This window comes from Micromonospora sp. NPDC049171 (assembly GCF_040648275.1).
Classification (GTDB): Bacteria; Actinomycetota; Actinomycetes; order Mycobacteriales; family Micromonosporaceae; genus Micromonospora.
In genome coordinates this window covers 16,013-34,822 of sequence record NZ_JBEZDJ010000015.1, presented here as the reverse complement: position 1 = coordinate 34,822, position 18,810 = coordinate 16,013, and the positions used below count along the sequence as shown (strand labels likewise).

General features: G+C 73.6%; 17 protein-coding genes and 1 pseudogene. 12 read left to right on the top strand and 6 right to left on the bottom strand.

The genetic code is table 11. The features are described from left to right. The first annotated feature begins 95 nt into the window (after positions 1–95). The 3 genes from AB0B14_RS19710 to AB0B14_RS19700 all read left to right on the top strand — a co-directional run bounded on the left by AB0B14_RS19710 (position 96) and on the right by AB0B14_RS19700 (position 4,669). Positions 96–1,979 carry an ABC transporter ATP-binding protein gene (locus tag AB0B14_RS19710; protein WP_357069612.1) on the top strand — a complete coding sequence of 628 codons (1,884 nt, stop codon included), beginning with the start codon at positions 96–98 and terminating at the stop codon, positions 1,977–1,979. 74 nt (positions 1,980–2,053) lie between these two features. After that, the gene (locus AB0B14_RS19705) at positions 2,054–3,832 is read left to right on the top strand and encodes an ABC transporter ATP-binding protein (RefSeq protein WP_357069614.1); all 1,779 of its coding nucleotides are present in this window, start codon (positions 2,054–2,056) and stop codon (positions 3,830–3,832) included. Between the two features lie 87 nt (positions 3,833–3,919). Continuing rightward, positions 3,920–4,669, top strand: a complete 750-nt coding sequence (locus tag AB0B14_RS19700; protein WP_357523427.1) for a DUF2470 domain-containing protein — start codon at positions 3,920–3,922, stop codon at positions 4,667–4,669. 52 nt (positions 4,670–4,721) lie between these two features. On the opposite strand, the gene AB0B14_RS19695 is transcribed toward AB0B14_RS19700, so the two are convergent. From AB0B14_RS19695 to AB0B14_RS19685, 3 genes are all read right to left on the bottom strand, one after another. After that, the gene (locus AB0B14_RS19695; RefSeq protein WP_357069619.1) at positions 4,722–5,318 is read right to left on the bottom strand and encodes a TetR family transcriptional regulator; all 597 of its coding nucleotides are present in this window, start codon (positions 5,316–5,318) and stop codon (positions 4,722–4,724) included. Positions 5,319–5,476: 158 nt separating this feature from the next. Further along, on the bottom strand, positions 5,477–6,232 hold the full coding sequence (locus AB0B14_RS19690; RefSeq protein ID WP_357069622.1) for an ABC transporter permease: 756 nt from the start codon (positions 6,230–6,232) through the stop codon (positions 5,477–5,479). Further along, complete coding sequence (locus AB0B14_RS19685) at positions 6,229–6,966, bottom strand: ABC transporter ATP-binding protein (protein WP_357523425.1); 738 nt, start codon at positions 6,964–6,966, stop codon at positions 6,229–6,231. Before AB0B14_RS19685 ends, AB0B14_RS19690 begins: the two co-directional genes overlap by 4 nt. 193 nt (positions 6,967–7,159) lie before the next feature. Between AB0B14_RS19685 and AB0B14_RS19680 the strand changes: the two are divergent. From AB0B14_RS19680 to AB0B14_RS19665, 4 genes and pseudogenes are all read left to right on the top strand, one after another. Further along, positions 7,160–7,846, top strand: a pseudogene (locus AB0B14_RS19680) (phosphoribosyl-AMP cyclohydrolase); the annotation flags it as partial. Positions 7,847–8,026: 180 nt separating this feature from the next. Beyond that, a complete protein-coding gene (hisI, locus tag AB0B14_RS19675; protein WP_357069921.1) occupies positions 8,027–8,458 on the top strand; it encodes a phosphoribosyl-AMP cyclohydrolase in 432 nt (143 codons plus the stop codon). Between the two features lie 58 nt (positions 8,459–8,516). Beyond that, positions 8,517–10,070: an anthranilate synthase component I gene (locus tag AB0B14_RS19670; RefSeq protein WP_357069627.1), complete on the top strand. Its 1,554-nt coding sequence runs from the start codon at positions 8,517–8,519 to the stop codon at positions 10,068–10,070. A 172-nt stretch (positions 10,071–10,242) separates the two neighbouring features. After that, a complete protein-coding gene (locus AB0B14_RS19665) occupies positions 10,243–10,836 on the top strand; it encodes a Trp biosynthesis-associated membrane protein (protein ID WP_357523521.1) in 594 nt (197 codons plus the stop codon). A 29-nt stretch (positions 10,837–10,865) separates the two neighbouring features. On the opposite strand, the gene AB0B14_RS19660 is transcribed toward AB0B14_RS19665, so the two are convergent. Beyond that, a complete protein-coding gene (locus tag AB0B14_RS19660; protein WP_357069629.1) occupies positions 10,866–11,135 on the bottom strand; it encodes a hypothetical protein in 270 nt (89 codons plus the stop codon). Positions 11,136–11,622: 487 nt separating this feature from the next. On the opposite strand from AB0B14_RS19660, the gene trpC reads away from it, so the two are divergent. The 3 genes from trpC to trpA are packed head-to-tail and all read left to right on the top strand — an operon-like array spanning position 11,623 to position 14,508. Then, positions 11,623–12,426 carry an indole-3-glycerol phosphate synthase TrpC gene (gene trpC, locus AB0B14_RS19655; RefSeq protein WP_355032734.1) on the top strand — a complete coding sequence of 268 codons (804 nt, stop codon included), beginning with the start codon at positions 11,623–11,625 and terminating at the stop codon, positions 12,424–12,426. A 38-nt stretch (positions 12,427–12,464) separates the two neighbouring features. After that, positions 12,465–13,703, top strand: coding sequence for a tryptophan synthase subunit beta (gene trpB, locus AB0B14_RS19650; RefSeq protein WP_357523423.1), 1,239 nt, complete (start codon positions 12,465–12,467; stop codon positions 13,701–13,703). 1 nt (position 13,704) lies between these two features. Next, complete coding sequence (trpA, locus tag AB0B14_RS19645) at positions 13,705–14,508, top strand: tryptophan synthase subunit alpha (RefSeq protein WP_357069632.1); 804 nt, start codon at positions 13,705–13,707, stop codon at positions 14,506–14,508. Positions 14,509–14,580: 72 nt separating this feature from the next. Here trpA and AB0B14_RS19640 read toward each other — a convergent pair whose 3' ends face one another. Further along, positions 14,581–15,249 carry an NUDIX hydrolase gene (locus AB0B14_RS19640; RefSeq protein WP_357523421.1) on the bottom strand — a complete coding sequence of 223 codons (669 nt, stop codon included), beginning with the start codon at positions 15,247–15,249 and terminating at the stop codon, positions 14,581–14,583. A gap of 102 nt (positions 15,250–15,351) precedes the next feature. Here AB0B14_RS19640 and lgt point away from each other — a divergent pair, with 102 nt between their 5' ends. Together lgt and AB0B14_RS19630 are read left to right on the top strand one after the other, a co-directional pair. Then, positions 15,352–16,536: a prolipoprotein diacylglyceryl transferase gene (gene lgt, locus AB0B14_RS19635; protein ID WP_357523419.1), complete on the top strand. Its 1,185-nt coding sequence runs from the start codon at positions 15,352–15,354 to the stop codon at positions 16,534–16,536. A gap of 15 nt (positions 16,537–16,551) precedes the next feature. Further along, positions 16,552–17,739, top strand: coding sequence for an NAD(P)/FAD-dependent oxidoreductase (locus AB0B14_RS19630; protein WP_357069638.1), 1,188 nt, complete (start codon positions 16,552–16,554; stop codon positions 17,737–17,739). 157 nt (positions 17,740–17,896) lie between these two features. Here AB0B14_RS19630 and AB0B14_RS19625 read toward each other — a convergent pair whose 3' ends face one another. Beyond that, the gene (locus tag AB0B14_RS19625) at positions 17,897–18,742 is read right to left on the bottom strand and encodes a GNAT family N-acetyltransferase (protein WP_357523417.1); all 846 of its coding nucleotides are present in this window, start codon (positions 18,740–18,742) and stop codon (positions 17,897–17,899) included. Positions 18,743–18,810 lie beyond the last annotated feature (68 nt).

Here is an 18,810-nt window from a genome sequence, read left to right as displayed (position 1 = left end):
ATACGTGATGGTCGACATATCCCGACCGGGTCGGCGCTGCAGGCCCGAACCGGTAAGGATGAGGGAGATAATTGCGGCTTACGGCGGGGGAGAGCGTGGCGAGCAAGACAAGTCGGGACGTGCTCAGCCGAGGGCTGGGAGTCCTGCGGCAGGCGATCCGCGAGCAGCCCCGGATCTTCACGATCGCGGTCGTCGGCAGCGTGCTGTTCGGCGGGATGATCATCGTCAGCGCCCGGGTCGTCGGGACGGTCATCGGCGAGGTGGCGCTGCCGGCCATCGAGCGCGGCGAGGTGGGTGCCGGCACCCTGGCCCTGGCGGCGGCCGCGTTGTTCGGGATCAGCGTGCTGCGGGTGGCGGGCATCTTCGGGCGGCGGCTCGGCGCCGGCTACATGCAGTACCGCCTCCAGGCCTCCTACCGTCGCCGGGTCACCCGCCGCTACCTGGAGCTGCCGCTGTCCTGGCACCACCGCAACTCGACCGGCACCCTGCTGTCCAACGCCAACTCCGACGTGGAGGCGGCCTGGTATCCGATCGCGCCGCTGCCCTTCGCCGTCGGCACGTTGGTGATGCTGGTCGGCGCGATCGTGTCGCTCTTCGCCACCGACTGGGCGCTCGCTCTCGTCGGCCTCGCGGTCTTCCCCGCGCTGTTCGCGCTCAACGTCGTCTACTCCCGCCGGATGGCACCCCGGCAGGCCCGGGCGCAGCGGCTGCGCGCCGAGGTCAGCGGCATCGCCCACGAGAGCTTCGACGGTGCCCTGGTGGTCAAGACGATGGGCCGCGAGGCCCAGGAGACCGCCCGGTTCGCGGGCCGCGCCGGTGAGCTGCGCGACTCGCTGATCGCCGTCGGTCGGCTGCGCGGCGTCTTCGACCCGCTGCTGGAGACGCTGCCCAGCCTCGGCACCCTCGCCGTGCTGGTGGTCGGGGCGTTCCGGCTGCGCCAGGGCGCCATCAGCGTGACCGAGTTGGTCAGCGTGGCGTTCCTCTTCACCGTGCTGGCCTTTCCGGTCCGGGCCATCGGGTGGGTCCTGGCGGAGTTGCCGCGCAGCGTCGCCGGCTGGGACCGGGTCCGCCGGGTGCTCGACGCCACCGGCGAGATGCCGTACGGGCAGCGCGTGCTCGACCCGGCCAACTCCGGCCCGGCCACCCTCACCTTCAGCGATGTGCACTTCTCCTACCCGCCGGCCGAGGCGCACCAGACCGGCGCGCAGGTCCTCGGCGAGGTCGGCTTCACCGTGCCGGCGGGCCGCACGGTGGCCCTGGTCGGGCCGACCGGCGCCGGCAAGTCGACAATCGCCTCGCTGGCGGTACGCCTCGTCGACCCGGACTCCGGCACCGTCGCCCTGGACGGGGTGGACGTGCGCGAGCTGACCGCCGCCTCGCTGGCCGGCACGGTGGCACTCGTCGCCCAGGTGCCGTTCGTCTTCGACGACACGGTCCGCGCGAACATCGCCCTGGACCGGTCGGGCATCGACGACGAGGCGGTGTGGGCGGCGCTGCGGCTGGCCGAGGCGGACGGGTTCGTCGCCGCGCTGCCCGACGGTCTGGACACCATGGTCGGCGAGCGGGGCACCTCGCTCTCCGGTGGGCAGCGCCAGCGGCTCACCCTGGCCCGCGCGCTGGCCGGCCGGCCGCGCCTGCTGGTGCTCGACGACGCGACGAGCGCGGTCGACCCCCGGGTCGAGGCGGCCATCCTGGCCGGGCTGCGCCCGTCGACGGCCCAGCCGGGGGCGCCGGCCGCGTCGATCCTGGTGGTGGCGTACCGCCGGGCCACCATCGCGCTCGCCGACGAGGTCATCTACGTGGAGCAGGGCCGGGTGATCGCCCGGGGCACACACAGCGAGTTGTTGGCCACCGTGCCCGGCTACGTCGACCTGGTCACCGCCTACGAGCAGGCGGAGGCCGAGCGGGCGCAGGAGAGCGCGTACGGCGACGAGGTCGCGCCGCTGCCCTCGGGCCTGGAAATCGAGGTGGACCGGTGAGGAAGGCGGGACCGGTGAGCGCGAGGAGTGCGGCGAGGCGAAGCCCCGCGGTAGCGGGCGAGAGGCGGGATCCGGTGACGACGACGGCGGACGGGGACAAGCGGGAGGAGACGACCTGGCAGACCCTGCGCCGGGGTCTGGCGCTGTCGCCGGAGCTGCGGACCGGCCTGGCCGGCACCCTGGCCCTGGCGTTGGTCTACATGGTCGGTCGGGTGGCCGTGCCGGTGGCCGTGCAGCAGGGCATCGACCGCGGCCTCGTCGGCGGTCTGAACCTCGACGTGGTCTGGACGGTGGTGGCGGTCACCGCCGCGATCCTGGCGATCACGACGGTCTGCGGTTACCTGATGATGCGCCGGCTCTTCACGGTCAGCGAGACGGCCCTGGCCAACGTACGGACCCGGGCGTTCCGGCACGTGCACGACCTGTCGATGCTGCACCAGCAGTCCGAGCGGCGGGGCTCGCTGGTCTCGCGGGTCACCAGCGACGTCGACCAGATCACCCAGTTCCTCCAGTGGGGCGGGGTGATCCTGCTGGTCAACCTCGGTCAGCTGGTGGTCACCACCGCCGTCATGCTCGCGTACTCCTGGCAGTTGACCCTCGTGGTGTTGGCCGCGTTCCTGCCGGCGGTGTTCGTCATCCGGCAGTTGCAACGCCGGCTGGGCTCGGCGTACGCGACGGTGCGCCAGCGCACCGGCACGCTGCTCGGCACGATCGGCGAGAGCGTGGTGGGCGCGCCGGTGATCCGGGCGTACGGGATCGCGGGGCGCACCGAGCGGCGGTTGGACGAGGCGATCGACGCGCAGCGTCTGGCGCAGCAGCGGGCGATCCGGATCAGCATCGTGGGCAGCTCGGTCGGCGAGTTGGCCGCCGGGCTGGCGCTGGCCGGTGTGGTGGTGCTCGGCGTGACGCTGGGCGTGGACGGCACGTTGTCGATCGGCCAGCTGACCGCGTTCCTCTTCCTGGTGACGCTCTTCATCCAGCCGGTGCAGATCGCCACCGAGGTGCTCAACGAGGCGCAGAACGCGATCGCCGGTTGGCGTCGGGTGCTGGATGTGCTGGACGTCGCCCCGGACGTGGCCGATCCGGGGGAGCAGGGGCGGAAGTTGCCGGCCGGGCCGCTGGACATCCGGTTCGCCGGTGTGCGGTTCGCCTATCCGGGTGGTCCGCCGGTGTTGCACGACATCGACCTGGAGATCGCGGCGAAGAGCCGGGTGGCGGTGGTCGGTGAGACGGGCAGCGGCAAGACCACCTTCGCCAAGTTGCTGACCCGTCTGATGGACCCGTCGGCCGGGGCGGTGCTGCTGTCCGGGGTGCCGCTGTCCGAGGTGCGCTTCGACTCGCTGCGCTCCCGGGTGGTGATGGTGCCGCAGGACGGGTTCCTCTTCGACGCGACGGTGGGGGACAACGTCCGGTTCGCCCGGCCGGAGCTGACCGACGAGGAGCTGACCGTGGCCTTCACCGAGTTGGGCCTGTCGGACTGGTTGGAGGGTCTGCCGGCGGGTCTGGACACGCCGGTCGGGGAGCGCGGCGAGGCGCTCAGCGTCGGTGAGCGGCAGTTGGTCGCCCTGGCCCGCGCGTACGTGGCCGATCCCGATCTGCTGGTGCTGGACGAGGCGACGAGCGCGGTGGACCCGGCGACCGAGGTGCGCCTGCAACGCACCCTGGACGCGGTCACCAGGGGGCGGACCACCCTCGCGATCGCGCACCGGCTCTCCACGGCGCAGGCCGCCGACGAGGTGATCGTGGTGGACCGGGGTCGGGTGGTGCAGCGCGGCCCGCACGACGAGTTGGTCCGTGACGCCGACTCGGTCTATGGCCTGCTCTACGCCTCCTGGCTGGAACAGACCCGCTGACGAGGTTTGCGGGGGCGGTGGACGCCGACGGTCGAGTGCTCTAGGCTCCGACTTAGGTAAGCCTACCCTTCGAAGGAGGTCGCGCCCATGCGGCCCAACCCCGCCGAGATCGTCCGTACCCTCGTCGCCGGTCGCCTGCCCGGCCTCGTCCATCTCGCGCACCGGCCGAGCCCGCACCACGCCCGGCACGTGACCGACCCGGACGGCCGGGTGCTGCTGCTGGTGCCGGTGGCCAGCCACCTGGCCGCCGCACTACAGCCGGTCGCCGGGACCAGCGACATCGCGGTGGTGCTCGACGTGCTCGACCTGCCACCGGCGGCCGGCGCGCCCGGCCTGGGCCGGGCCTGGGTCTCCGGCTGGGCGGCCGAGCTGCACGGCGACGAGGCCCGCCAGGCGGCGCTCGACTTCGCGGCGGTGGAGCCGACCGGAGACCTGCTCGACCTGGGCACCCGGTTCCGGCTGTTCCGCTTCGAGGTGATCGAGGTCCGCTGGGAGCGGGCCGGCGTCGTGCACCGGGTCGACCCGGGGGAGTACGCGGAGGCAGAACCGGACCCGGTGCACCCGATCGAGGCGTGCCTACTCGCCGACCTCGCCGAGCGTGGCGGTGCCCAGGTGACCGAATACCTGCGCCGGCAGCTCGGCCTGACCGACCAGAGCACCGACGGGCCACCCCGGGTGGTACGCATCGACCGCTACGGCCTGGTGGTCGCCCTCGACCGACCCGGCGCCCGCCGCCGGATCCGGTTGGCGTTCCCCAGCCCGGTGGCCGACCCGGCCGACCTGCCACGCCTGCTGCCCCCGCTACGCCTCCCGGCCAACACCCACCCCCCGCGCTGACCCCGCCCCGCGCGCCCACCCCTCGCCCCGCGCGCCCGCGCGGGGCGCCGGGTCAGCTTGGCAGGGGGCCGGTGAGGTAGCGCTGGATCGTGGGGCCGATCGCGGCCACCAGGGTTTCCGGGTCCGCCGAGGCGACCGGCTCAAGGCGCACCACGTGCCGCATCATGGCCAGGCCGATCATCTGGGTGGCCACCAGGGAGCCGCGCAGCGGTAGCTCGGCCGGATCGACGTCGAGGTGTTCCAACACCCGGCGCAGCACCTGGGTGGTGACGAACTCGCGCAGCAGTCGGGCGGTCCACTCGTTGCTCACCGCGGAGCGCAGCAGTGCCTGCGCGGCGCCGCCGGTCGGGGAGTCCCAGACGCCGAGGAAGATGCGCACCATCCGCTCACCAGCGCCGTCCCGGTCGCCGGTGAGCACCTTCGGCACCAGCTGACCGGGGTCGAACGGAAAGTCCATCGCGGCCCGGAAGAGCTGGTCCTTGCTGCCGAAGTAGTGGTGCACCAGCGCCGGGTCGACCTCCGCCGCGCCGGCGATGGCGCGGATCGAGGCGGCGTCGAAGCCGCGTTCGGCGAACGCCGTCCGCGCCGCGTCGAGAATCGCCTCCCGGGTGCCCGAATTGCCGGGCCGCCGGCCGGTTCGCCGCGTCATCGCCGCCCCTCGTTCGTCCACCTGGCCCGCCGTGGGCCGGTCATCCCCGCAACGCCGCCGCTGCGCCCCGCGTGCGCCAACCGCTGCGCCGCACGTGCGGGCGCAGCCCCCGCCGGTGCCAATCGCAGCGCGTCAACCGCCACGCCGGAGCGGGGCTGTCACCCGCTGCGCCGACGCAGGGTTGCGGCCGCGAGCACCAGCGCCAGCACCACCGCGCCGAGCACCACCGCCACGTCCCGCCACATTGTGCCGGTCGGTTCGGCGTGGGCGCCGACCTCCTGCAACGCCTCGATGGCGTACGACAGGGGGAAGGCGTCACTGAGCGCCTGGAGCCAACCGGCCATCTCGTCGCGGGCCACGAACAGCCCGCAGAGCAGCAGTTGGGGGACCACCACGACTGGCAGGAACTGTACTGCCTGGAACTCGGTGCGGGCGAAGGCGCTGCACAGCAGCCCGAGGGCGACGCCGAGCACGGCGTCGACGACCGCGATCCCGATCACCAGCCCGATGCTGCCGGCGGTGTCCAGATCGAAAATCCAGTACGCCACACCGGCAGCGACCGTGGCCTGCACGGCGGCGGCCAGGCCGAATGCGATGCCGTACCCGAAGAGCAGGTCGAGCTTGCCCAGTGGCGTGGTGAGCAGGCGCTCCAGGGTGCCGGAGGTGCGCTCCCGGAGCATCGCGATGCTGGTCACCAGGAACATGATCACGAAGGGGAAGATGCCCAGCAGCACCAGCGCGACCCGGTCGAACGTCCTGGGTTGCCCGGGTGGGGTCGGCTGGTCGGCGTACATGAAGTAGATGAGGGTGAGCAGGGCGGCCGGCACCACCACGAGCAGCGCGATGGTGCGCCGATCGTGTCGGAGCTGGCGCAGGATGCGGCCGGTGGTGGCCGCCAGGATCCGGGCGTTCACGAGGCCTCCTGCCCGCTGCGGGCCGTCTCGGCGGCCCGGATGAGGCGCAGGAACGCCTCGTCGAGGTCGTCCACACCGGCGGCGGCGCGGACGGCGGCCGGGCTGTCGTCGGCGATCAGCCGCCCCTGGCGGATCAGCAGCAACCGGTCGCAGCGGGCCGCCTCGTCCATGACGTGGCTGGACACCAGCAGGGTGGTGCCCGCGGCGGCCATCGCGTGGAACCGGGCCCACAGGTCGGCCCGCAGCACCGGATCCTGACCGACGGTCGGCTCGTCGAGGATGACCAGCTCCGGCTCCCCGACCAGGGCGCAGGCCAGCGAGGCCCGGCTGCGTTGACCGCCGGAGAGGGTGGCGACCAGTTGGCCGGCCGCCTCGGTCAGCCCGACATCGCCGATCGCCCGGTCGGCCTCGGCCCGCCCTCGCCCGTAGAGGGCCGCGAAGTAGCGGGCGTTTTCCCGGACGGTCAGGTCGGCGTAGACGCTCGGCGCCTGGGTCAGGTAGCCCACCTGGTGCCGCAGCGCCGGGGTGCCCGCCGGATGACCAAGCACGGTGACCGTCCCGCCGCTGACCACCTGCACCCCGACCACGGCACGCATGAACGTGGTCTTGCCGCTGCCGCTGGGGCCGAGCAGCCCCGTCACGGCACCGCGCGGGATGCGGCAGCTGATGCGGTCCAGCACCCGCCGCCCGCCCCGGTCCACGACCAGGTCGCGAACGGCTATCGCGTCGTCCATCACACACCTCCGAAGAAACTCATCACCTGTTGAACTCAACGCTAGATGAAATCCTGCTCCCGGTGCAACGGACGAATCGGCCAACGGTTGCCGGCCCTGCGCCGAGCGCGAGAACGGGCAGTAGGCTTCGGACCGGACACAGAGTCCGCCAACGGGCATTGCGCGCCGATGGGGCGTACGGCACGATGGCGCCGTGGGTCACGCTCCGTTACCGGATAGCGGTTTTCTTGAGGACTGGGCCGCACGGTTGCGGCAGACCGTCGAGCGGCCGGTCGTCGGCATCCTGCTGCGCGGCAGCCACGCCCGCCGCGCCGCCACCGCGCACAGTGACGTCGACCTCGACGTGTTGGTCGGCGGCGCGCCGTACGCCGAGCGACGGGCGTACCTGGCCGAAACCGCAGGCCGGGTCACCCACGTCTCGGTGGCCGCCCGCGACGTCCGCTCCTGGGTGCACCGGCTCGGCGAACCGGCCGACTGGGCGTTCGGGCTGCCGGTCACCGCGCCGGCGCGGCTGCTCTGGGCCGACCCGCACTGGCGGCCCCGGATCGACCTGCCGGTGCTCTGCCAACCCGCCGAGCCACCCCGACTCGAAGAGCTGATCGCCACGCTGGGTAAGGCGGCAGCCGCCCGAGCGGCCCACGACCGCCTCGGCGTCCGGCTCGCCGTCGCCGACCTGGCCCGCCTCTGCCCATCGGTGCTGCGTCCGGCCAATCCGTCGGTGCGGGTCCACTCCCGACGGGCGGCCTTCGCGGCGGCCCTGGACCTGCCGGTGGCCCCACCCGGTTACCGGGCGGACATGCTGCTCTGCCTCGGGTTGCGCCCGGGCACGACCGGCCAGCTCTGGGCCGCCGCCGTACGGCTGGTCGCCGGCACCCTGCCGTTGATCCGGCCGTACGCCGAGGAGATCGCCGAGGTGGCCGGCGCGGACCTGGCCGCCGCCCTGGTCGACGGTCGGCTGGAGCGGTACGTGGCCCAACTGGCCCGGCCCGACGGGCCCGCGCCGCAGCACCGCCGGGAGCGGGCGCCGGTACCCGCGCCCCGTACGGGACACTTGGTCACTGTGTCCGTACCTGACGCGCCGGCGACCGGCGTCCCCAGCGATCCGAGCGACCCGGTGACAGCCGCACCGGCTCGCCCGTCCCGACTCGACGCGGCCATCGCGGCCCGGCTGCGTCGCACCGCCGACGGTCTGGTCTGCGCGGTGGTCCGCGCGCACGACTCCGGCGAGGTGCTGATGGTCGCCTGGATGGACGACGAGGCGCTGCACCGCACCCTCACCACCGGCCGGGCCACCTACTGGTCGCGCAGTCGACGAGAATACTGGGTCAAGGGGGCCACCTCCGGGCACCACCAGTACGTCCGCTCGGTCGCCCTGGACTGCGACGGGGACGCCCTGCTGGTCAGCGTGGACCAGGTCGGTGCCGCCTGCCACACCGGGCACCGGACCTGCTTCTTCACCGAGTTGCCCGTCACCGCCCCGGAGGCACGGTGAGCGCTCGCAGCACGGTGCGGCGGAGCCCCGAAGTCGCGAACGAAAGGCAGCCCCAGCCATGACCGACGGCACCGTCAGCCCCGACCTGTCCACCTTCGGCGAACTGGCCGCCGACTGGCGGGTGGTGCCGGTCACCCGACGGCTTTTGGCCGACGCGGAGACCCCGGTCGGGGTCTACCGGAAGCTGGCCGGTGGGCCGGGCACCTTCCTGCTCGAATCGGCCGAGCAGGGCGTCGGCTCGGCCGGCCTGGCCTGGTCGCGATACTCGTTCATCGGCGTTCGCAGCAGCGCGACCCTTGTCGAACGCGACGGCGTGGCGACCTGGCTCGGCCAGCCGCCGGCGGGGTTGCCCACCGAGGGTGACCCGGTGCGGGTGCTGCGGGAGACGGTGGCGGCGCTCGCCGGCCCGGTGGGGGACCCGTCCGACGACCTGCCGCCGCTGACCGGGGGCATGGTCGGCTACCTCGGCTACGACCTGGTCCGCCGCTTCGAGCGGCTGCCCGACCTGACCGAGGACGACCTCGGCGTGCCGGAGTTGGGCATGATGCTCGCCACCGACCTGGTGGTGCTCGACCACTACGACGGCTCGGCGATCCTGGTCGCCAACGCGGTGCTGCCGCCGTTGGACGCCCCGGACCGCGCCCCGCAGGTCACCGCCGCGTACCACCACGCGGTGGGCCGACTGGACGCGATGACCACGGCGCTGTCCCGGCCCATCCCGCCGATGATCTCCACCGTCGAGCGTCCGCCGGCCGGGGAGGTGCTCTGCCGTACGCCCGACGGCGGCTACCCGAAGGCGGTGGAGGCCGCCAAGGAGGCGATCCGGGCCGGGGAGTGCTTCCAGATCGTGCTCTCCCAGCGCTTCGAACGGTCGACGCACGCCGACCCGCTGGACGTCTACCGGGTGCTGCGCACCAGCAACCCCAGCCCGTACATGTACCTGCTGCGCTTCGACGGGTTCGACATCGTCGGCTCGTCCCCGGAGGCGCACCTGAAGGTCACCGGCGGCGCGGACGGGCGGCGTCGGGCGTTGCTGCACCCGATCGCCGGCACCCGGCCGCGTGGCGGCACCCCCGCCGCCGACGCCGTGCTCGCCGCGGAGCTGCTCGCCGACCCGAAGGAACGCGCCGAGCACGTGATGCTTGTCGACCTCGGCCGCAACGACCTGGGCCGGGTGTGTCAGCCCGGCAGCGTGGAGGTGCCCGAGTTCGCCACCATCGAGCGGTACAGCCACGTCATGCACATCGTCTCCACCGTCACCGGCACGCTGCGCGACGACCAGAGCGCGTTCGACGCGCTCGCCGCGACCTTCCCGGCCGGCACCCTCTCCGGTGCGCCGAAGGTGCGCGCCATGGAGATCATCGAGGAGTTGGAGCCGGTGCGCCGCGGCCTCTACGGCGGCACGGTGGGCTACTTCGGCTTCGGCGGCGACCTGGACATGGCGATCGCCATCCGGACCGCGCTCATCCGCGACGGCCGCGCCTACGTGCAGGCCGGGGCCGGGGTGGTGGCCGACTCGGACCCGGCCGCCGAGGACCAGGAGACGCGGAACAAGGCCGCCGCGGTGCTGGCGGCGATCGCGGCCGCCGAGACATTGCGGCCCGCCCGGTGAGCGCGAGGAGTGCGGCGCAGCGGAGCCCCGCAGTCGCGAGCGGAAGGCTGGCACGGGTGAGCGCGAGGAGTGCCGCGCAGCGGGGCCCCGCAGTCGCGAGCGGAAGGCTGGCACGGGTGAGCGCGAGGAGTGCAGCGCAGCGGGGCCCCGCGGGCGCGAGCGAGAGGCTGGTCTGGTGAGTGCCGGCGAGCGGTCCGCCGGGGGCCGGCGCGAGTTGACGTACGCCGTGTTGCTCTGTCTGGTCGGCGCGGGCCTGGCGCTGTGGGCCGCGACGCGGATCTGGTCGGTGGAGCTGACCGCGCGTCCGGCGCCGCTGCCGCCGGTACGGGACACCCACAGCGGTGCCGGGCTGTTGCCCTGGTTGCCGGCGTTGGCCCTGGTGACGGTGGCCGGCGGTGGTGCGGTGCTGGCTACCCGGGGCCGGCTGCGGCGGGTGCTCGGCGCGCTGCTCGGTGTGCTCGCCCTGGCCGTGGCGGCCGGCGGTGGGTACGGGCTGGTTGTCGACGTCGAGGGCTCGGTGAGCCGGCAGTGGCCGGCGCTCTGCCTGCTCGGTGGTCTGCTGGCCGCCGTGGGCGGTTTCTGGACGGCGTCGCGCGGTGGCGGCTGGCCGGCGATGGGTGCCCGGTACGAGCGGCCGGCCCGGACCGCTCGGGAGGCCGCGTCCGCGCCGGCTGGCGCATCGGAGCCGTCCGCCCCGATGGCCGGGCGGCGGACCACCGAGGCGTGGGATGCGCTGGACCGGGGTGAGGACCCGACGGCCGACTGACGCGTCGGCTCGTACCGCCGGCGGGGTTGTCAGCCGACTGGCTGACGGTCCCGCTGCGGGCGGTGACTGGCGGCGCGGGCGGCGGTCAGCTCGGCCACCATGCGGTTCAGTGCGGCTCGCTGTTCGGCGCGGGCCCGGTCGGCGCAGACCGCCTCCCAGGCGTTGCCCCGCGCGGTGCGCATCCGTCCCTCGCCCACCACGGCCCGCTCCAGGGTGTGCACCACCCCGACGGCGAGCGACGCCACAGTCCGCGAGATGGTCGTCAGGCCGATGGTCGCTTGCGGCTCGGACATGCTCATGGTCACCTCGCACGAGGGGTTGCGACGGTCGGGGCAGGCGCGCCATCGAGTCTGCCCGAGGACGATGCTGGCCGGCTGACGTTTCGCCGTCGTGACCGCCCGGTCAACTGTCCCGCCCCGGTCGTGACCAGGGCCCGTCCGTTCGGCCTTGACCTTGCTCACAACATCGATCAACGCCGTTGTCGTCGAGCGCCGGTCGGCAACTGGTGGCATGATCGATGCAACGGCACGGTCTGACCGCGGCCGCCAGGCTCCATACCGCGTGGCGATTGTCGATACGGGAGGTGGCGCTGCGTGACACACCCTTCACGGCAAGTCGGCCATTATGCCGCAGCCCTTTTCGTGAGCAGCGCCATACCCCCGGCATTCGGCGTCGGTCGGCTGCCCCTAGCATCGGCCCATGACGCCCGGAGAGGGGAGTCCGTTGGTGACTGCTGAGCATGCGCACGCGGAGGGGGACGAGGCCGGTCAGGCAGCGTCCGTAAGCGTGCTCGACGAGATTCTGGCTGGCGTGCGTGAGGACGTCGCCCGACGCCAGGAGCAGGTTCCGCTGGAGCGGATCCGTGAACTGGCCGCGGCGGCACCGCCGCCACTGGACGCGTACGCGGCGCTGCGTAAGCCCGGCGTGGCAGTGATCGCCGAGGTGAAGCGCTCGTCGCCGTCCAAGGGGCGGCTGGCCGAGATCGCCGATCCGGCCGATCTGGCGGTCGACTACGCGGCCGGTGGGGCGCGGGCGATCAGCGTGCTGACCGAGGGGCGCTGGTTCGGCGGTTCGCTTGACGACCTGGCGGCCGTCCGCGCCGCGGTGAGCGTGCCGGTGTTGCGCAAGGACTTCGTGGTCTCCAGCTACCAGGTGCACGAGGCACGCGCGCACGGTGCCGACCTGGTCCTGCTGATCGTCGCCGCGCTTGAGCAGAACGTGCTGATGGGTCTGCTGGAGCGGATCGAGTCGCTGGGCATGACCGCGCTGGTCGAGGTGCACGACGAGGAAGAGGCCGACCGCGCTCTGGAGGCGGGCGCGCAGGTGATCGGGGTCAACGCCCGTGACCTGCGTACCCTGGAGGTCGACAGGTCCGTTTTCGAGCGGATCGCGCCCGGCCTGCCCAGCAGTGTTGTCAAGATCGCCGAATCCGGCGTTCGTGGCCCGCACGACCTGATCCGGTACGCCTCCGCGGGCGCCGACGCGGTCCTCGTGGGCGAGGGCCTGGTCACGCAGAAGAGCCCCCGCGAGGCGGTCGCCGAGCTCGTCAACGCGGGCAACCATCCGGCGACGCCCCGGCCGGTGCGCTGACCCCGCACCGGAGCGCCGCCCCACCGAGAGGATTTCCGATGAGCGCCGACGCGCTGGCCCCGCAGGCCGGCCCGCAGCCCGACTCCGCCGGCCACTTCGGCCGCTTCGGCGGTCGGTTCGTTCCCGAGGCACTGGTGGCCGCGCTGGACGAGCTCGACGGGGCGTGGCGTACGGCGATGACTGACGAGTCCTTCCGGGCCGAGTTCGACGCGCTGCTGCGCGACTACGCGGGCACGCCGTCGCTGCTCTACGAGGCCCGGCGGTTCTCCGCGAAGATCGGTGCGCGGGTGCTGCTCAAGCGCGAGGACCTCAACCACACCGGCGCGCACAAGGTGCGCAACGTGCTCGGCCAGGCGCTGCTCACCAAGCGGATGGGCAAGACCCGGGTGATCGCCGAGACCGGTGCCGGCCAGCACGGCGTGGCCACCGCGACCGCCGCCGCCCTGTTCGACCTGGAGTGCGTGGTCTACATGGGCCAGGTCGACACCGAGCGGCAGGCGCTCAACGTGGCCCGGATGCGGATGCTCGGTGCCACTGTCGTTCCGGTCACCAACGGCTCGCGCACCCTCAAGGACGCGATGAACGAGGCGATGCGCGACTGGGTGGCCAACGTCGACGAGACGCACTACCTGATCGGCACCGCCGCCGGTCCGCACCCGTTCCCGGCGATGGTCCGCGACTTCGTCCGGGGCATCGGTGACGAGGCCCGCCAGCAGTGCCTCGACCTCACCGGCGCACTGCCGGACGCGGTCACCGCCTGCGTCGGCGGTGGCTCCAACGCGTTGGGCGTCTTCCACGCGTTCGTCGGTGACGAGACCGTGCGGCTGTACGGCTTCGAGGCCGGCGGCGACGGGGTGGCCACCGGTCGGCACGCGGCGAGCATCACCGGCGGGTCCGCCGGCGTGCTGCACGGCACCCGCACCTACGTGCTGCAGGACGCCGACGGGCAGACGCTGGAGTCGCACTCGATCTCCGCCGGCCTGGACTACCCGGGCGTCGGGCCCGAGCACGCCTGGCTGCACGACACCGGCCGGGCGAGCTACCTGCCGGTCACCGACGACGAGGCGATGGCCGCGTTCGAGCTGCTCTGCCGCACCGAGGGGATCATCCCGGCGATCGAGAGCGCCCACGCGCTGGCCGGCACCGTCGCGCTGGCCCCGAAGCTCGCCGCCGTGCTGGGCCGGGAGCCGACCATCGTGGTCAACCTGTCCGGGCGGGGCGACAAGGACGTGCACACCGCCGGCGACTACTTCGGCATTCTCGACAAGGAGCGGTGAGATGAGCCGGATCGGGGTGGCCTTCGACAAGGCCCGCGCCGACGGGCGGGCACTGCTGGTCGGCTGCATGCCGGCCGGGTTCCCGACCGTCGAGGGCAGCATCGCCGCGATGACCGCCATGGTCGAGGCCGGCGTCGACGTCATCGAGGTGGAGATCCCCTACTCCGACCCGGTGATGGACGGGCCGGTGATCCAGAAGGCCAGTGACATCGCGCTGGCCGGCGGCGTCCGCACCGCGGACACTCTGCGCATCATCGAGGCCGTGGCGGCCACCGGCGCTCCGGTGGTCACCATGACCTACTGGAACCCGGTCGAGCGGTACGGCGTGGACGTGTTCGCCCGTGACCTCGCCGCCGCCGGTGGCACCGGTCTGATCACCCCCGACCTCATTCCCGACGAGGCGGCCGAGTGGCTGGCCGCCTCGGACGCACACGGGCTGGACCGCACGTTCCTGGTGTCGCCGTCGTCCACCGACGCACGGCTGGCGATGACCGTGCAGCACTGCCGTGGCTTCGTCTACGCGACCGCGGTCATGGGTGTGACGGGCGCCCGGACACGTACCTCCGATGCCGCTCCGACGCTTGTCTCCCGCGTGCGGGAGGTCACCGACCTGCCCGTGGGTGTCGGCCTGGGCGTGGGCACCGGTGCGCAGGCCGCCACCGTCGCCGGGTACGCCGACGGGGTGATCGTCGGCAGCGCGCTGATCCGCTGCCTGCTCGACGCGCCCACCGAGGCCGACGGGTTGGCCGCCCTGCGCACCCTCAGCGCCGAGCTGGCCGAGGGCGTCCACAACCCCACCCGCTGAGCTGCCGCTCCGCTGTTCGCGCGGCGCCCGCCGGGCGCGCCCAGCACGGGAGCGGTCTCGGCCGGTGCTCCGTCAGGGTAGGCGGGACGGGCCCGTGTACGCCTCGCCACGCTGCTCCGGCGGCTGGCCAGCGCCCGGTCGCCCGTCCTGGTCAGCGGTCGGCTGGCCTGCCCCGGTGGGCTGGTCCGTTACCGCCGGCTGGCCTGCCCCGGTGGGCTGGTTCCTCCCCACCGGCTGGCCCTCCCCGGTGGGATGGGGCGCGACCGGCGCCGCGAGGTCGAGGGTGTCGGGCGTCCGGAGGACGCGCCGGAGCGTGCCGGAGCGGCCGGCGATCGCGTCGCCGACCGCGGCCCGGGTGAGTGGGGTGGCCGCCTCGGGCAGCGCGGCGGGTGTGTGCCAGGACAGGCGGCAACCCGGCAGTGGGTTGGCGGTCGGTCGAACATCGACCGCGCGGGCTCGAAACACGTGCACGAGGACGTCCGGCAGCGGCCCGGCGCGTCCGGCCGGGGTTTGCCTCGGCGGACCGGTCAGGTGGTAGAGGCCCACCAGGTCGACAAGCTCGATCTCCCAGCCGGTCTCCGCGCGGATGTCCCGCAGGGCCGCCTGCGTCGGGCTCTCGGCCGGGCGCAGCCGTCCACCGGGTAGCGCGTGGCGGCGCTCACCCCGGCCCTGCCGGCAGAGCAGCACCCGGCCGGTGTCGTCGGTGACGACCGCGGCGACCGCCCAGGTGAGCGCGCTCATGGACAAAGAGCGTACGGCGGTGCAAACCAGAAGTCACCGAAATGCGCGCCCCAGCGGCCCGGGGTGCCGCTACGGGGGTGTGCAGCGGTAGCGTGTGCACCCGTGACCCTCGCCTCGCTGGCCCCCCAGGCGGCCCTGCCCAGTCCCAGCACCGCGGTCTGGCAACTCGGGCCGGTGCCGATCCGGGCGTACGCGCTCTGCATCATCGCCGGCATCGTGCTGGCCTGCTGGGTGACGGAGCGCCGGCTGCGGCAGCGCGGCGCCGCGCCCGGCGCGGTGCTCGACATCGCCGTCTGGGCGGTGCCGACGGGCATCATCGGTGCCCGGATCTACCACGTCGTCACCTCACCGGAGAAATACTTCGGCGCCGGTGGTGACCCGATGAAGGCGTTCGCCATCTGGGAGGGTGGTCTCGGCATCTGGGGCGCCGTCGCCGGTGGCGCGGTCGGTGTGTACATTGCCGCCCGGCAGCTCGGCATCCCGTTCGGGGTGGTGGCCGACGCGGTGGCACCCGGCCTGGCGCTGGCCCAGGCGGTCGGCCGGGTCGGCAACTGGTTCAACAACGAGCTGTTCGGTGGCCGCACCACCCTCCCGTGGGGCCTCGAGATCCACCGGATGGATCCGGACAACCCGGGTCACGCGCTGCGTGACGACGCCGGGCAGCCGATCCTCGAACCGGGTCTCTACCAGCCGACGTTCCTCTACGAGGCGCTGTGGAACCTCGGCGTCGTCGCCCTGGTCCTCGTCCTCGACCGCCGGTTGAAGCTGGGACGCGGCCGGGCGTTCGCGCTCTACGTGATGGGCTACACCGTCGGCCGGTTCTGGATCGAGCTGATGCGCACCGACGAGGCCAACCAGATTCTCGGGGTCCGACTCAACGTCTGGACCGCCGGCCTGGTCTTCCTCGGCGCCTTGATCTACTTCGTCCGGGTGCGCGGCCCTCGCGACTACCTGATCCCGCTCGGCGCGGCGGCGACACCGACCCCGCCCCCCACCTCCGACCTGTCCCAGGTCGACCTCTCCGAGCGAGAGACCCCCGCGCGGGCCACCGCGCCGGAGGGCTACCGGGTGGTCAGCGAGGAGCAGTACGCCGCCTGGCAGGACACCGGCGTCATGCCGCCGGAGCCGGCCACCGATCAGGACTCCCGCCCGGGCGGCGAGCCGCTCGGTGCCGCGGCACCCGTCGCCGGCTCGTCGACCGACGACGAGTCGCCGGACGAGGCGACGGCATCGAGTGCCGAGCGGGCCGACGCCGCAGGCGTGCGCCCCGCCGACCGGGACAGCTGAGCGGAGGCGGCACCAATGCGAAGCGCGGTGGTGGTCGGCGCAGGGGTCGGTGGCCTCGCGGTGGCCGGCGCGCTGGCCCGCTCCGGCTGGCAGGTCACTGTGTTGGAGCGGGCCGAACGGATCCGCCCCGAACCGACCGCCGTGGTGCTCTGGCCCAACGGAGTCCGCGCGCTGCAGGCCCTCGGCCTCGGCGCGGGCCTGGCCGCCATCGCCACCCCACTGCCCGACGGTGGGGTCCGTCGCCCCGACGGGCACTGGCTCGTGCAGCCTCGGCCTATCCCGGCCGACCGGATGCCGGTCGTGGTGCACCGCGAGGACCTGCACGACGCGCTGATCGCCGGCCTCGGCGAGCGGGTCGAGCTGCGTACCGGAGTGACCGTGCGCCACGTCCGGGTCGAGCCGGGGGAACGGCCGGCGGTCAGCGACGGACGGCACCTCATCGAGGCCGACCTGGTGGTCGCCGCCGACGGCACGGACAGCGGCATCCGCCGCCAGCTCGCCCCCGAGTCCCGGGTGATCAGCTCCGGATGTGCGGCCTGGCGGGCCGTCATTCCCTGGTACCAGGCACCTCGGCTGCCCGACGACCAACCGCTGGCCGGTGAGATCCTCGGTGCCGGTTACCGGTTCGTGGCCGCCTCGCTTGGCGATCGCGGTTCCTCGGGTGGGTCCACCCGGGGTGGCATCTACTGGGTGGCCACCGCCGCCGGCGCGCCACGCCCGGAGCCGCCGGAGACCCAGCTCGCTCTCCTGCGCCGCTGGTACGCGGGCTGGCCCGCCCCGATCGGCGCGCTGCTCGACGCCACCGACCCGGCCGACCTGGTTCAGCAGGAGGTCCGCGAGTTACGTCCGCTGCCCCGTGCGTACGGGTTCCCGGTCGGGCCGGGCGGAGTGGTGCTGCTCGGTGACGCGGCGCACGCCATGCCGCCGCACCTGGGGCAGGGCGCCTGCCTGGCGTTCGAGGACGCCGCCACGCTGGCCTCCCTGCTGCGCGAGGCGCGGCTGCCCGACGCGGTGCAGGCGTACGACCGGGTGCGCCGCCCCCGGGCCGCGACGGTGGTCCGGCAGACCCGGCGGATGTCGGCGGTGCTCCAGACCCGGGGCCGGCTGGCGTTGCGCGCCCGGGACGCCGCACTAGGCACGATCAACACCCGCCTACTCTCCAGCGCCGCCGCCTCCGCCGCCCAATGGCGCCCCCCAGCCTGACCCACCCACCCCCACCCCCACCGCGCCCGAGCCCCCACCCCACCCTCCCGTCGATCATGGAGTTGTGGTGGTGGACGAAGGTGGTAAACCCGCCCCAATCCGGCACCACAAGTCCTTGATCGACCAAGGAAGTGGGTGGGGCGCGCGGGGATTTTGGTTAGGGGATCAGGGGGGTGGGTTCGGCTATGCAGGCGGTGCCGATGCGGCGGAAGCCGACCCGCAGATAGACCCGGGCGATGTCGTCGCTGCCCGCGGACAGGAAGATCAGGTCGGTGCCGGCGGCGTGCAGTTCGCGGGCGAGGGTGGCGGTGAGCGCGGCGCCCAGCCCGCGTCGGCGGGCGGCCGGCAGGGTGGCCACGCCGGCGATCTCCGCGACGTCGCCCACGCGCATGGCCATGCCACTGGCCAGCGCACCATCGGTCGGGGTGCCGGCGAGTGCGGAGATTCGTCGGCCGTCGGCGATCCGGGTCCGCTCCTCGTCGAGCGCGGCCAACTCGAGTTCGGTGACGGCGGCGTCCCGCTCGGCCGGGCCGGCCGCACCGGGTGCGGTGCCGGCGGCGGCGAACGACACCGCTGCCACCGCGCGCCGGGCGGCGACGTCGGCGGCGAAGCCGGGGGAGTCCGCGGCCAGCACCCGCACCGGGACGTCGGACAGCGTCGCCGGGTCGGGCAGCGCGGTCGGATCCAGCACCATCAGCGGTGCCTCCAGCACGCTCAGCCCCGCCGAGCGGGCCACCGCCAGCAGCTCGGGAGTCGTCTCGTGCACCCACTCGAAGGCTTCCGGCAGGCCCAGCTCGCGCTGCCGCTCGCGTACCGAGGTCACGTCGGCCAGGGACGGCGGCTCGCCGGCGCCGACCCGGGGACGGGCGTAGAACGGCCAGCCGGCACCCTCGCGGACGAACAGCACCAGACCGCCATGCTCCTGCGCGGCGGCGACGTCGCGGGGCACCGCGTCGTAGAAGTGTTCCAACCGGTCGAAGATGTCCCTGTGTAGCGGATCCACCGCGCGAGACTACACGTCTCAGACTCTGGACGGTGTGATCAATCTCGGGTGGCAGTGCGTGCCTGGCC